The organism is Pedobacter sp. CFBP9032 (genome assembly GCF_034045265.1).
Classification (GTDB): domain Bacteria; phylum Bacteroidota; class Bacteroidia; order Sphingobacteriales; family Sphingobacteriaceae; genus Pedobacter.
Window position 1 is genome coordinate 428,559 of sequence record NZ_JAXCWE010000001.1, and the last position, 12,735, is coordinate 441,293.

The 12,735-nt window shown below is 38.5% G+C and carries 9 protein-coding genes; all 9 read right to left on the reverse strand.

Annotated features, from left to right (window positions below; translation table 11 throughout):
- Positions 1-51: 51 nt before the first annotated feature.
- The 9 genes from SOM16_RS01790 to SOM16_RS01830 all read right to left on the reverse strand — a co-directional run bounded on the left by SOM16_RS01790 (position 52) and on the right by SOM16_RS01830 (position 12,731).
- Entirely contained in the window at positions 52-1,932 is a 1,881-nt protein-coding gene (locus tag SOM16_RS01790; protein ID WP_320462269.1) for a cytochrome c oxidase subunit I, read from the reverse strand.
- A gap of 23 nt (positions 1,933-1,955) precedes the next feature.
- Complete coding sequence (locus SOM16_RS01795) at positions 1,956-3,191, reverse strand: cytochrome c oxidase subunit II (RefSeq protein WP_320462270.1); 1,236 nt, start codon at positions 3,189-3,191, stop codon at positions 1,956-1,958.
- A 72-nt stretch (positions 3,192-3,263) separates the two neighbouring features.
- The gene (locus SOM16_RS01800; protein WP_320462271.1) at positions 3,264-4,487 is read right to left on the reverse strand and encodes a quinol:cytochrome C oxidoreductase; all 1,224 of its coding nucleotides are present in this window, start codon (positions 4,485-4,487) and stop codon (positions 3,264-3,266) included.
- A 15-nt stretch (positions 4,488-4,502) separates the two neighbouring features.
- On the reverse strand, positions 4,503-5,120 hold the full coding sequence (locus tag SOM16_RS01805; RefSeq protein ID WP_320462272.1) for a cytochrome c: 618 nt from the start codon (positions 5,118-5,120) through the stop codon (positions 4,503-4,505).
- A complete protein-coding gene (locus tag SOM16_RS01810; protein ID WP_320462273.1) occupies positions 5,092-5,628 on the reverse strand; it encodes a DUF3341 domain-containing protein in 537 nt (178 codons plus the stop codon). The genes SOM16_RS01805 and SOM16_RS01810 overlap by 29 nt, the downstream gene beginning before the upstream one ends.
- 2 nt (positions 5,629-5,630) lie before the next feature.
- Complete coding sequence (gene nrfD / locus SOM16_RS01815) at positions 5,631-7,103, reverse strand: NrfD/PsrC family molybdoenzyme membrane anchor subunit (RefSeq protein WP_320462274.1); 1,473 nt, start codon at positions 7,101-7,103, stop codon at positions 5,631-5,633.
- 26 nt (positions 7,104-7,129) lie between these two features.
- The gene (locus SOM16_RS01820; protein ID WP_320462275.1) at positions 7,130-10,150 is read right to left on the reverse strand and encodes a TAT-variant-translocated molybdopterin oxidoreductase; all 3,021 of its coding nucleotides are present in this window, start codon (positions 10,148-10,150) and stop codon (positions 7,130-7,132) included.
- 48 nt (positions 10,151-10,198) lie between these two features.
- Positions 10,199-11,497 carry a c-type cytochrome gene (locus SOM16_RS01825; protein WP_320462276.1) on the reverse strand — a complete coding sequence of 433 codons (1,299 nt, stop codon included), beginning with the start codon at positions 11,495-11,497 and terminating at the stop codon, positions 10,199-10,201.
- Positions 11,498-11,750: 253 nt separating this feature from the next.
- Positions 11,751-12,731, reverse strand: a complete 981-nt coding sequence (locus SOM16_RS01830) for a deoxyhypusine synthase family protein (RefSeq protein WP_055903284.1) — start codon at positions 12,729-12,731, stop codon at positions 11,751-11,753.
- Positions 12,732-12,735: the final 4 nt, after the last annotated feature.

Below are 12,735 nucleotides of genomic sequence, written 5' to 3' on the forward strand. Positions count from 1 at the left end.
AAGCAGAAACTTAATCAGATACCCCTTTTAAATTGTATTAAAGCTTTCTAATTAGCCTTTATTTTCTTCAATCGGATTAGCCAATTCCCAATCTTGCTGTATTTTTTCTGCTTCTGCATTACCTTCAAAATCGTGAGGCAAGTTAGAACTCATTGTTTGAGAGAAAGGAACCGTTTGCGGAATAAAATCTACATCATGACCAGGTTTACTGTAGTCATATGGCCATCTGTAAACTGTAGGAATTTCTCCCGGCCAGTTACCGTGAAGATGTTCCACTGGTGCTGTCCACTCTAAGGTATTTGCTTCCCAAGGATTTTGAGGAGCTATTTTTCCTTTGAAAACGGAATAGAAGAAATTAAATAAGAAGGCTACTTGTGCTAAGGCGGCCATAATTGCTGCCCAGGTTACAAATACGTTAACTGTTAACCATTTTTTCATGAACTCGAATTCAGTGAAAGCATAGTAACGACGAGGTACACCATCTAAACCCAAAAAGTGTAATGGGAAAAATACCAGGTAAGCTGCAATGAAGGTTAACCAGAAGTGTAAGTAACCCAATTTAGGATTTAACATTCTGCCGAACATTCTTGGAAACCAGTGATAAACACCCGCAAGCATACCGAAGATCGCTGCAGAACCCATTACCAGGTGGAAGTGGGCAACAACAAAGTATGTATCGTGTAAGTTAATATCTAATGATGCGTTACCTAAGAAAATACCAGTTAAACCACCTGAGATAAAGAATGAAACTAAACCGATTGCAAATAACATCGCTGGAGTAAAACGAATATTACCGCGCCATAAAGTAGCCAGGTAATTAAAGGTTTTTACTGCAGATGGTACTGCAATAATTAAAGTGGTAATCATAAATACACCACCTAATAAAGGATTCATACCTGTTACAAACATGTGGTGACCCCACACAATGAACGAAAGTACAGTAATACCAATTAATGAGTAAACCATTGCATGGTAACCAAAGATCGGCTTACGGGAGTTTACTGAGATTACTTCTGAAGAGATACCCAATGCTGGCATAATTACTATATATACCTCAGGGTGACCTAAGAACCAGAATAAATGCTGCCATAAAATTGGAGATCCACCTTCATTAGGTAGAATATCAGTACCCATAACAATATCAGATAGATAGAAACTGGTACCAAAACTACGATCGAATACCATTAACACTACCCCAGCTACAAGAACAGGGAAAGATAAGATACCCAGGATAGCAGTTAAGAAAAGTGCCCAGATGGTTAAAGGCATTTTCCAAAGATCCATCCCTTTAGTACGCATGTTTAAGATGGTACTTACATAGTTAATACCACCCATTAAAGATGAGGCTACAAAAAGAACCATACTCACTAACCATAAGGTCATCCCCATACCTGATCCAGGCATTGCCTTCGCAATAATAGATAATGGCGGGTAAACTGTCCAACCACCAGATGCCGGTCCGGTTTGAACAAAGAATGAAGACATCATAACCACACAAGCCATAAAGAACAACCAATAAGAAAGCATGTTCAAAAATGGCGATGCCATATCTCTGGCGCCTAATTGTAGTGGAATTAATAAGTTACTAAAAGTACCACTCAACCCCGCTGTTAACACGAAGAATACCATAATGGTACCGTGAATGGTTACTAAGGCTAAATAAAAATCAGACTTGATACGACCGCCTTCAGCCCATTTTCCCAAAAATGTTTCTAAGAAAGGGAAGCTTTTATCTGGCCATGCCAATTGAATACGGAATAAAATTGATAAGCCCATCGCAATCACTGCCATGATAATACCTGTAATTAGATATTGCTTAGCAATCATTTTATGATCCATGCTGAAGATATACTTGGAAATCAAAGTTTCCTTGTGGTGTCCATGATCAGCGTGATCGTGATTGTGTTCGTCGTGTAATGCTATTGTTGACATAATTCTTTCGCTCTGCGGTAATATTATTTATTTAAAGCCATTTGGTTTGTTTTCACAGCTGATGAATCAGTAGCTGATGAATCTGAAGCCGCTTTAGGGGCAGCAGGAGCAACCGGCAAATTAAATTCTTTTCTCAAATCGTCATTTAAATATGTTTTCTGTTCTGCCAGCCACGTTTTGTATTCTGCATCAGAAACCACCCTTACTACTTTCTGCATGTTGTAGTGACCAGATCCGCAGATTTTAGCACAAAGAAGAATAAACTTAAAATTAGGATCGTTTGTTTCTTGCTGCACCTGTGCAGTAGTTTTTGTTGGCGTAAATTCAAAGAATGTTCTCATACCTGGTACAGTGTTCAACTGAATTCTGAAGTGAGGCATATAGAAACTATGAATAACATCTTTACTAGTTAAGATCAATTTAACTGGTTTTCCAACCGGAATAACCATCTCATCAGCCATTTCATCATCACGAGAGTGAATATCTTTGAAATCGATACCTAACTGATTCGTAGCTGTTGTAAGTTTATAATTTTTCTCACCGACAATTCCATCAGCTCCAGGATAACGGAAAGACCATTTAAACTGCTCTGAAGTAACTTCAATTTGTAATGGCTTATTATTTGGATCTTCTGTTTTGAAGAATATTGATCTCCAGGTCAAGAAACCCATTAATACCAATACGGTTAAAACCAATGCAGGAACAATAGTCCAGATTTTTTCGATCGTATTATTGTGTGGGTAATAATATGCTTTTCTTTTAGCAGAATATCTGTAGATATAAGAAAATCCGAATAATAGAATGTGTGTGAAAACGAAAACGATGGTCGTAATAATCAACGTAAGGTTGAACATTTCATCGATTTTCTTTCCATGTTCAGAAGCCGCATCAGGAAGCAACATTGAACCATGAACGGTATATTCCCAATACACACCGTATAAACCTAAAACCAGGAACAATGCAAATAAACTCGCATGAACCCTGTTCCAGTTAATACCTACCGGCTTACCTTGCGCTTCGCGGCTTAACTCATATACTTTTATTGATTTCCCAATAATGGCAATGAATAAACATACGGCAAGGAAAATCAGAATATAAAAAATTACTGACTTATAGATCTCACCCATATCAACTTTCGGTACCGCGGCGGCACCTGCTACTGATGCGTCCTGCGCAAACGCGCTCGTGTTCGCTAAAACAGTAAGTAGTACTGCTAAAGCTGCGGTCGTTTTATTCGTGATAAACTTTCTTAAACTCATTTTCTTAAAAGTAGTACGCTGTACTGCTAATTATAATAATAATATAAATATTTGCCCTTATAATGTCACCTGCTAAAGTTGGTGATGCAAACTTTCTTGTAATAATGGGTGATTTTTTGCAATCAAAGGTTTTTTACTCAATGATGTTAAAACCGTAAAGGTAAACAATCCTACGAAACCAACTGCAGTTCCGATCTCGATTACACCAAATCCATTATGACCATCTTCTACTGCACCTGGCATAATCATTTGATAATAATCAACCCAGTGGCCCAAAAGAACTACAATAGATACGAACAATAATTTCACATCTGTTCTTTTATTATCTCTATCCATTAACAATAATACAGGAGCTAAGAAATTCATGGCCAGGTTTAAGAAAAACCAAAACTTGTAATATTCAAAACGTCTGTAGAAATAAACGGTTTCTTCAGGCATGTTTGCATAGTAGATTAATAAGAACTGTGCAAACCAAACATATGTCCAGAAGATAGAGAAACCAAAAATAAACTGACCTAAGTTATGTAAGTGGCTATTGTTAACCCATTGCATATAACCAGCTCTTCTTAATAAGATCAGGATAATTGCAATCGTAGCTAAACTACTTACCCACATGGCAGCAAAGTTATACCAACCAAACATGGTAGAGAACCAGTGTGCCTCTAAAGACATGATGGTATCAAAAGCAAAGATCGGTGTAGTAAATCCGTAGATTACTAAAAAGATACAAGCATTTTTAAATCCTTTTCTATATGACTCAAGTCCACCTGCTAAATCTTCATTATAGGATAATTTAACAAAAAGCATTGCAAATATGCTATATACACCTAAAAATACAACCTGACGACCTAAAAAGAATGGAACATTTAAGAAAACGGCTTTACCTGCGATTAATGAATCATAGTTAGGGCTGTTTGGATCTGTTAATCCATCTGCATGCCAGTGATGATATAAGTTGTGCGTAAATAGACCTGCCGAAATAATTACAATCAGTAATACAGCTGCAATAGGCAAAGTTTTAGCCATTGCCTGCGGTACACGTAAAATAGATGCAGACCAACCAGCCTGCGCTACATATTGAACAGCAAGGAAAAACATACCAGACATACAAACGCATGCGAAGTAGTATCCCATAAGCAACAGGTTGGCAAAAGTACGCTCGTGCATTACTTTATCTCCAGCAATGAAACCGTAAGCAACAGCAGCAACACCTAAAGCGATACCGATTATACTTAAAGTTTTTACTTTACCTGTAAACTCAAATTGTTCACTAAAATTAATATTGTGAGTTCCCATTTATATTCTGCTTTACTATTGTCCTTTTTGTAATTGTTGAACATACATCACTACTTTCCAACGATCTGTTGGCGTAATTTGTGAAGCATGCGAGCCCATGTTATTTACACCGTAAGTAATGGTGTGATAAATTTTACCTGGTGTAAGATCTACCATGTTACCACCCCTTGATGAAGCACCTGTTTGATAAGCCGGAACACCGCTAAATTTCTCAATTTTTACTAAATGTCCTTGTCCATCTCCCTTATCGCCATGGCAAGGGCTACAAAACACGGTAAACAAATGTTTACCATCGGCCAGATTGATGGTATCAACTGGTAATGGATTTACCATGCTCACACCTGCTGCTTCATATCCTTCTTTGGTATTAGGATACTCATCGTATTCTGTAAAACCTACTGGTTTTGTATTTGCTGGTGGTAATTGAGCAGCATGCCCGCCAAAGCTTGGCACATGTGCGGTATCTACTGGCTGATCCGGATTTAAAGCAATCGGATCATACATATTTCTGGCATACTCTAAACCAGTACTGCGTTTATCTTTACAAGCTGTGAAAGTAGCTGCAAAAGCGATAGCTAAAAACGCGGTATAAACAAATTTATTCTTATTCATAGCTAATGTACTTCCTTTCATTATACTTTACTTCTAAAGCACCTGCATCTTTTAATAATCCATCAATAACAGTGTGTGCTGCATTATCCTTTGCATCAATAGCGATAACAAAACGATCGTCAGTTGCACGAAGATCCATTACTCTTGGCGATCTTCCTGGAAACAAATGCGTAGAAGCATAATAAGTTAACACCATTCCGAAAGCACAAAAAAGTACTGTTAATTCGAACATTATTGGAATAAAATCTGGCAAGGCAAAAGATGGCTTACCACCAATATTAACTTTCCAATCAATCACTGCACAGAAATAAATCAATGCAAATGCTGCGCAGGTTCCGGTGATACCAAAGCAAAATGCTGCAATATCAATTCTAGATCTTTTAATTCCTAATTTGGCTTCTATTCCGTGGATAGGCATTGGGGTATATACATCATAAATACTGATGTTATTTTCCTGAAGCTTTTCGATGCCATGCATCATTTCGTCAGGATCGCCAAAGCTGCCTAAAATATATTTGATATTACTCATTGTTATATTTTTGCGTAATCTTCTTGTTTAACACTATCAAATTTTTGTAAAGACTCTACGTATTCTGCAACGTATTCTTTATTCTCATGCCCTTCTTTAATCTGTTTCATCTTCGCTTGCTCACTTGCAGATTTCAATAATAACTTAACCTCTGCAATAGCAATTGATGGTAATACCCTTAAGAATAATAGGAATAAAGTAAAGAATAAACCAATCGAACCTACGAACACACTTACATCAACCCAGGTAGGCGAAAACATTGCCCAACTTGATGGAATATAATCACGGTGTAATGAGGTAACGATAATTACGAAACGCTCAAACCACATACCGATATTTACCACGATTGATAAAATCCAGGTTGCTCTGATGCTTAAACGGATTTTCTTAAACCATAGTAACTGCGGAGAGATTACGTTACAAGTCATCATCATCCAGTATGCCCACCAGTAAGGACCAGTAGATCTGTTAATGAAGGCATATTGCTCATATTCTGAACCTGAATACCAGGCAATGAAGAACTCGGTTAAATAAGCCACACCTACGATAGATCCAGTTAAGATGATGATTTTGTTCATCGATTCGATGTGGAACATGGTGATGTAATTCTCAAGACCTAACACTTTACGAGCCACCAATAATAAGGTTAATACCATGGCAAAACCGGAGAAAATCGCCCCTGCTACGAAGTATGGAGGGAAGATTGTCGTGTGCCATCCTGGAATTACCGATGTTGCAAAGTCCATGGATACAATCGTGTGTACCGATAGTACCAGTGGTGTAGAGATACCTGCTAAAATTAATGATACAGCTTCGAAACGTTGCCATGTTTTAACACTTCCACTCCATCCGAAAGAGAAGATAGAATAGATTTTTCTGCGGGTACCCACTGCACGGTCACGAATGGTTGCGATATCCGGTAATAAACCTGTGTACCAGAATAATAATGATACAGAGAAATAAGTGGAGATGGCAAACATATCCCATACCAGTGGTGAGTTAAAGTTTACCCAAAGTGATCCAAACTGATTTGGCAATGGTAAAACCCAGTAAGCTAACCATGGACGGCCCATGTGTGATACTACATAAGTTGCTGCGCAGATTACGGCGAAGATGGTCATCGCCTCTGCAGAACGGTTAATAGAGTTTCTCCAGTTCTGACGGAAAAGTAATAGTACTGCTGAAATTAGTGTTCCAGCGTGACCGATACCTACCCACCATACGAAACCGGTGATATCCCAAGCCCAACCAACTGTTTTATTTAAGCCCCAAGCTCCGATACCATTCCAGAAAGTGTAACTAACAGCTACTACCCAAAGTAAAGCACCTAAAGAGGCAACGATGAAACCAATCCACCAAGCTTTGTTTGGCTTGTTTTCTACCGGGCTCAAAATATCATCCGTAATCTTAGCATACGTGATATTATCGCCGGTAATTAATGGTTCTCTAAGTATTGATTCGTTATGTCCTGACATAATTTGTATTTTCTTTATGCTAAAGCTTACGCTTGTACTTTTGTATCTGTGTTTCTAATTTTAGTCATATATCCGATACCAGGTTTCACGTTGATTTCTTCTAATACGTAGTAAATACGCTCAGAACGTAAAGCTTTTGAAACTTCTGAATTAGGATCGTTTGAATCACCAAATATGATTGCATTTGCTGAACAAGCTTCCTGACAAGCCATTTTGATATCGCCATCTTTTAATGGACGTTTCTGCAACTTAGCTTCTAATTTACCTGCCTGAATACGTTGAATACACATTGAGCATTTCTCCATTACACCACGTGAACGTGCCGTAACATCAGGATTTAATACCAATTGAGTAAACTCGTTATTTAAGTAGTTATCGAAACGTGAATCATTCCAATAGTTGAACCAGTTGAAACGACGAACTTTGTATGGACAGTTATTTGCACAGTAACGTGTACCTACGCAACGGTTATAAGCCATGTGGTTTAAACCATCAGATGAGTGAACAGTTGCCAATACCGGACAAACCGTTTCGCATGGTGCGTGATCACAGTGCTGACATAACATGGGTTGGTGAACCACAGAAACGTGATCTAGATCTTCCAGATTAGCAATTTCCTTCTCTTTGGTTACATCACCTTCTGGTGTTTCGTAGCTGTAATAACGATCGATACGAATCCAGTGCATTTCACGACGACGACGAACCTCATCACGACCTACAACAGGAATGTTATTTTCTACGTTACAGGCAACCACGCAAGAACCACAACCGGTACAAGCATTCAAATCAATTGCCATTACCCAGTTATTACCTGGTTTTTCGTATTGATCCCAAAGATCGTAATCTTTATGCTCACCTTTTTCGTTACCAGCTGCAGGATCTTTTAAGAACTCTTTGAAAGTTGCTTCTTTAATTACTGCACGACCTTCGAAAGAGTGGTGTGTTTGTGTTTGTGCCAATTCGTAGTAACCGCCTGTTGGAGTAATGGTTACTGAAGTAGCATATTGCATCGTTCCGTTGGTGAATGAAACAAAAGGGAAAGCATTTTTACCTACATCGTTACCCGCTTTACCAACTTTGGTACGGCCATAACCTAAGGCAATTGATGCAGTTCCTTGTGCTTGTCCAGGTTGGATCAATACAGGAAGATCTATAGAATATCCGTTTGCTCCTTTAACAGAAACCACATCAAATTCTTTAATTTTTAATTTCTCAGCATACTTTGGCGCCAGGGCAACATAGTTATCCCAGGTTACTTTAGAAACCGGATCAGGTAATTCTTGTAAAAACGCATTGTTCGCATTTTTACCATCACGCATTGGGATGTTTTCGTAAACCTGTAATTCGATATCTTTAGCTAAAGATTTACTTCTGTTTAAAATGGATGCCGCAACCGGCGCAACAGATTGTGTAAATGAATAAGCTGCAGCAGGTTTCGGTGCAATTTTGATTACCCCTTTTTCTAAAACATCATTCCATTTTAAGCCAAGTGCAGGTAGCATTTTGGTTTCCCAGTTGCTACGAACAAATTGGTAATAATCTTTAACCGGAGCATCAGCCCAAACCAATAAGCTTTCTTCTGCCTGGCGGCTATTGAAAACAGGATTGATAGTAGGTTGAACGATTGAATAATAACCTTCGTATGCATTTGCATCACCCCATGACTCCAAATAGTTATGGTTAATGGCAACAGCATCACAAAGTGAAGCCGTTTCATCAGCACGATCGGCGAAAGAAATTTTAGCAGGAACACTTTTCAATGCCGTTTCGAATTTCTTTGCATCAATATAATCATAAACAGGATTACTGTTTAAAAATAATACTGCACCAACTTCTCCACGACTCATTTCGGCAACTAAGCTGTTAAATTCAGCATCGTTACCAGCATATAAATAACAAGGATTATCTAAATCAATTGTGGTACCGTAGCTTCCGATTGCACTGTTAATTGCGTTTACAAGAATCTGTGTAGACACATCATTTGATCCACAAACTACCAGTGCTTTGCCTTTATTTTGCAATAATTCTTTCGCAGCTAGCTTGATTACTTTATCAGCAGTGGTATTGTTACCTAATGTTCCACCAGGTAAAGACTGACCAGTAACTGCATTGTATAAAGCAATTAAAGCAGGACCTTCTTCTGATAATTTAATCGGCACACGGGTATCTGCATTAGTACCTGTTAAGCTCATACCACTTTCGAATTGAATGTGGCGGCTCATTTTTTTGCTTTCTAAAGATTTGTAGTTACGGTTAGCAGTATATTGAGAAGTAAACTCTTCTCCGCTAATCCAGGTACCTAGAAAATCGGCACCAAAACTTAGAATTAAATCGGCCTTGTCGAAGTTATATTTCGGTAATACGGCTTTACCAAAACTGTTTTGATTGGCCTGGATAATACCTGTATAAGAAACAGCATCATACTGAACCAGTTTAGCAGCAGGATATTTGGCAATAAACTGTGCTAAAACAGCATTTGTTGAAGGACTGTTAACTGTTGAAGCAACCACACGGATTTTCTTCCCTGAAGCTTGCGCTTTAGCCAGTTCAGTTTTCACAAAACCATCTAGTTTAGCCCAGGTTGTTTCTCCATTTTTAAGAAGTGGTGTTTTTAATTTAGAAACATCATATAAATCTAAAACTGAAGCTTGTGCTCTTGCGTCTGTTCCACAATTAAACTCACCTGCATTAGGATTTGGTTCAATTTTGATTGGACGGCCTTCTCTTGTTTTAACTAAGATACTCTGGCCGTTAAAGCTCGAGGTATAATAGTTAGGAATACCTGGAGTAACCTCTTCAGGTTTTACCAGGTAAGGGATAGATTTATGAATCGGGGCTGTTTGACATGCAGCCAAAGTAACGGCACCTAAACCAAAACCTAACGCCTTTAAAAAGTCGCGGCGTGGGGTAACGGTACTTAACCCTGCTTCATTTAAAACATCTTCTATTGGAAGTGGCTCGGCAAATTCGTTTTTGTTATTCTTAACAAAATCGGGTGTATTGTTATACTCCTCTAGGCCTTTCCAGTATTTTTTGTTGCTTTCCATTTAAGCTATATTACTGTTTATTCGAACGTTCTTACTAAACTCTATCTATTAATAGTGGCATTTACCACACTCTAAACCACCCAATAACGCTGGTGTGATTTTCTCGCCTTTTTTAATTTTCTCATGCGCTTCGATAACCTTAGCGTAGAAAGCATTATTTTTCTGACCAGAAATATCAGTTTCCTTGTGGCAGTTGATACACCATTTCATGGTTAATGGAGAATATTGATAAATTTCTTCCATCGTATTAACCGGACCATGACAAGCGAAACACACTGGTTCTGTTGGCTGAAGACCTTTTGCCTTACGAATTGCATCTTCTGCAACCACTACGTGTTGTGAGTGATTGAAGTAAGCAAAATCAGGCAAATTGTGCACACGTACCCACTCCATTGGTTTTGATTTGCTCTCATCGTATTTCTGAGTTTCAGGATCATAACCTAATGCATTGTAGATCTTTTTGATTTCCGGAGAAATTTCACCATCATATTTATCTCTTGCCTGTACTGCTTTGTGGCAGTTCATACAAACGTTTAATGAAGGAATCGTTGCATTTTTAGATTTAAACGCTCCATTGTGGCAATACTGACAATCAATCTGATTGATCCCGGCGTGCAACTCGTGAGAGAATTTAATCGGTTGTACTGGTTGGTAACCGGTATGAACACCAGTATTCCACATACCCATCCAACCAAATGAACCTAAGGCGATAATTAAACACAAGATGAAGAACATCACGAACTTCTTGTTTTTGAACATCTTGCGAATTCCTACTTTCAAAGGCACATCTTCTTCCATTTCGATGCCTTGTTTTTGTAGAATTAAGCGTTCCAGTAACTTACTGGCACGACCTAAGATCACTAAAATAACAATTGCAACAATTACAATGGCAATGATACCTGCAAGCGATAAACCTGAAGTTCCTTCTTCTTTCGCAGATGCACCAGCATCAGCAGTTCCAGGAGCTGGTTTAGGCTCACCCTCTTGAATATAAGCTAAAATGTCTTTTACTTTAGCTTCATCCAACTCAGGGAAAGAAGTCATTGCTACTTTACCATTGTCGTTGAATAATTTAACCGCCTCCGGATTTCCCGATGCGATCATCGCCTGAGAATTTGGAATCCATTTTAAAAGGAACTCTTCTGAATGGCGATCGGTTACTCCAGTTAAGGCAGGACCGACTAATTTCGCATCTAAGGCGTGGCATGACGAACATTTAGCTTTGAAAAGCGTTCTCCCCTCTTTAGCATCCTGCGCGTTAACAGTCGAAACTGCTATTACAGAAATTGCTGAAAATACGAATAACGACTTCCAAACACTTTTTAAAATCATCGAGATATCTCTCATAATGAACACTTTATACTTATTTAATTTACTTTTTGTTGTGAACTTGATGCATGAGCTATGGTAGCCCCATCAAAACTTGAACAAAAGTATAACTTATTAATAAATCCCATGACATAATAGTGACCGGAAATACAATTTATAATCATTCTAAACAAATGCCGATTCTGGCCCTTCAGGCAAGAAAAATGCCCATTTTTGACCTTTATCTCAAATGGGCATGATGAAATCTATTTGCTTTATTCGATTTTCCTTTTTATTGTTTCAATATCCAGGCGAACATTAACGGTGCAACGATAGTCGCATCACTTTCCACAATAAATTTTGGTGTATTGATATCTAATTTTCCCCAGGTAATCTTTTCATTCGGAACCGCACCCGAATATGAACCATAAGAAGTAGTGGAATCTGAGATCTGGCAGAAGTAGCTCCAGAAAGGAATATTTTCCATTTCCATATCCTGATAAAGCATCGGAACTACACAAATTGGAAAGTCGCCGGCAATACCACCACCAATCTGGAAGAAGCCAATTCCTTTGCCACCGCTATTTGCAATATACCAATCGGCCAACCAACCCATATATTCGATCCCACCTTTAACAGTGGTTGCGGTTAGTTCTTTTTTCATTACATAAGAAGCGAAGATATTCCCCATAGTAGAATCTTCCCATCCTGGTACAACAATTGGTAAATTCTTTTCAGCCGCAGCCAGCATCCATGAATTTTTAGGATCAATTTCATAGTACTGCTCTAAATCTCCGCTTAAAAGCATCTTGTACATAAATTCATGTGGAAAATAGCGTTCGCCAGCGGCTTCTGCATCCATCCAGATTTTCTGAATGTGTTTTTGCAAACGGCGGAAAGCCTCTTCCTCCGGGATACAAGTATCCGTAACGCGGTTATAATGGTTTTCTAAAAGATCCCACTCATCCTGCGGACTTAAATCGCGATAATTTGGTACACGTTTATAATGAGAATGTGCAACCAGGTTCATAATATCCTCTTCCAGGTTAGCACCTGTACATGAAATAATAGCTACTTTATCCTGACGGATCATTTCTGCAAGTGAAATTCCCAATTCTGCAGTACTCATCGCGCCAGCAAGGGTGATCATCATTTTACCACCTTCATCCAAATGCGTTTCGTACCCTTTAGCCGCATCCATCATTGCCGCAGCATTAAAATGGAGGTAATTACGCTCCATAAACTGAGATATTGGTCCTCTAGTATTGCTCATTTTG